At 69.5% G+C, this 1943-nt stretch carries 2 protein-coding genes and 1 pseudogene; 1 reads left to right on the top strand and 2 read right to left on the bottom strand.

Annotated elements, in window-relative coordinates:
- Nucleotides 1–214 (bottom strand): annotated as a pseudogene (locus WAZ62_RS00865) (hypothetical protein); the annotation flags it as partial.
- Nucleotides 215–523: 309 nt separating this feature from the next.
- On the opposite strand from WAZ62_RS00865, the gene WAZ62_RS00860 reads away from it, so the two are divergent.
- Complete coding sequence (locus WAZ62_RS00860; RefSeq protein ID WP_422641643.1) at nucleotides 524–964, top strand: DUF1036 domain-containing protein; 441 nt, start codon at nucleotides 524–526, stop codon at nucleotides 962–964.
- 3 nt (nucleotides 965–967) lie between these two features.
- On the opposite strand, the gene WAZ62_RS00855 is transcribed toward WAZ62_RS00860, so the two are convergent.
- Nucleotides 968–1943 (bottom strand): ATP-dependent helicase C-terminal domain-containing protein (locus tag WAZ62_RS00855; RefSeq protein WP_422641642.1); only part of this gene is annotated, 976 nt, incomplete at its 5' end.

Here is a 1943-nt window from a genome sequence, read left to right as displayed (position 1 = left end):
GAGCGGGGCTCGTCGGGGCGGCCGGGGTCGGCGGCCGGCTGGGCCGGAGGGAAGATGTGCCGCCATCGGGCGCCGCCGGCTCTTCCGCCGCCGGGGGCACGACCGTTGGGGGCACCGGAGCCGGGGTCTCGGGCGCGGGGGTTTGCGGGGCGGGCGCTGTCTTGCCCGTCAGCCCGCCGAGAAAGCTGCCCTGGGCCCAGGCCGGGCTGGCCATGGCGCCGCCACCAATAACGATGCAAAGGCCGATGGCCGTCCAAGTCCGTCCAGTCACTATCCCCATCTCCCCCGCGACGGCGCCGTCACTGCCCGCCATGCGGGACTGTTGCCACCATACAGCAAAGCGGCGCCGCGTCCCAGCAAGCCCGACTTGACGACGCGGGAAGCAGGTCCATAAGGTCGGGGCTGCGCGCACCTTCTTGTGACCGGAAGAGGCAAGTGTGGCCCCGGTCACAGCGGGGGGGAAAGGCGGCGTGTTGAAATGGCGCACGGTCGATGACCGGCACCAATTTTAGGAGTGGACGGGATGAATATCCGTTCTGTCGCGATGACGGCGATGCTGACGGTTGCGGGGGTCGCAGCCGTGTCGGCGCCCGCCCTCGCCGAATACAAGGTCTGCAACAAGACGACGAAAACCACCTCGGTCGCCGTCGGCTATTACGACGACAAGACCCCGGATGGCGTCGAGAACGGCGTCTGGGTGTCGGAAGGCTGGTGGAACGTCGAGCCGGGCAAATGCGCCACGCCGATCACCGGCCCGCTGAAGGTCCGCTACGTCTATGTCTATGCCGAACATCCGGACGGCAGCGGCTGGGCGGGCGAGAATCCCTTCTGCGTGAAGGACGCCGAATTCACCATTCGCGGCAACGAGAATTGCGAGCGGCGCGGCTTCTCTTCGAAGCAGTTCTCGGAAGTCGACACGGGCGCGGAATCGAAGTCCTACACCACCAACCTGACGGACGATTGACCGTCAGACGCTGCCCGGCGGCAGATGACGCTTGGTCTTCGCCGTCGGCAGCGCGGTCAGCGGGTCTTCGGGCCAGGGATGTTTGGGGTAACGGCCGCGCAGATCGGCCCGCACGTCGGCATAACCCCGACCCCAGAAGCTGACCAGATCCTGGGTCACCTGCACCGGCCGTCCCGCCGGGGACAGAAGGTGCAGCGTGACCGGGACCCTGCCCTTCGCCACGCTCGGTGTTTCGCGCGCGCCGAACATTTCCTGCAGTTTCACCGCCAGCACCGGCGCCTGCCCGCTGCCGTAATCGAGGGCGTGGCGATTACCCGATGGCACATCGAGATGCGACGGCGCCTCGGCGTCGAGCGCCTGACGCCGCGGCCAGTCGAGGCCGGCGGCCAGGATCTCGTGCAGATCGAGGCGCCTCAGCCCCTCCAGCCGGGAAATGCCGGCCAGATAGGGCAGCAGCCAGTCTTCGAGACCGATCAGCAGCGCCTCATCCGACCAGTCGGGCCAGTGCTCCGCCGCGGGATCGAGCCGGTGCAGGAAATTCACCCGCGCCCGCAACGCCGTCGCCGCCGGCGACCAGGGCAGGCAATCGAGCCCCCGCGCCCGGATCGCGGCCAGAAGCGCCGCGCTGACAGCTTCCGCCGGTGGATCGGACCAGACCGCGTCCTCGATCACGATCTCGCCCAGGCGCTTGCGGCGGCGGGCGCGGACCTGGCCGCTGGCGTCGTCGAAGGCGACCTGCTCCTCGGTGGTGATCTGCCCGGCGAAGAGATCCTGGACATCGGCGGCGTCGAGCGGCGCGGCCAGATAGACCCGGCCATCCTTGCGGCTACCGTCGAGCGACGCGATGGCCAGCCATTCCCGCGCGGCCAGCGGCTCCGCCGGGTCGAGACGGGCCGCCGCGCCCGAGGCCATCAGATAGAGACCGCCGCCACCCGGCCGGCGCCGCGCCACCCGCTCGGGATAGGCAAGGGCGACCAGA

This window comes from Zavarzinia sp., from assembly GCF_049306435.1.
In the GTDB taxonomy this organism is placed as follows: domain Bacteria; phylum Pseudomonadota; class Alphaproteobacteria; order Zavarziniales; family Zavarziniaceae; genus Zavarzinia.
Note: the sequence above shows the minus strand (reverse complement) of the source record. Positions and strands in the feature narration are given on the sequence as shown.

Excerpts from the sequence above, each read along its gene's own strand:
- WAZ62_RS00860 (WP_422641643.1), top strand. The coding sequence starts at position 524 with ATGAATATCCGTTCTGTCGCGATGACGGCGATGCTGACGGTTGCGGGG.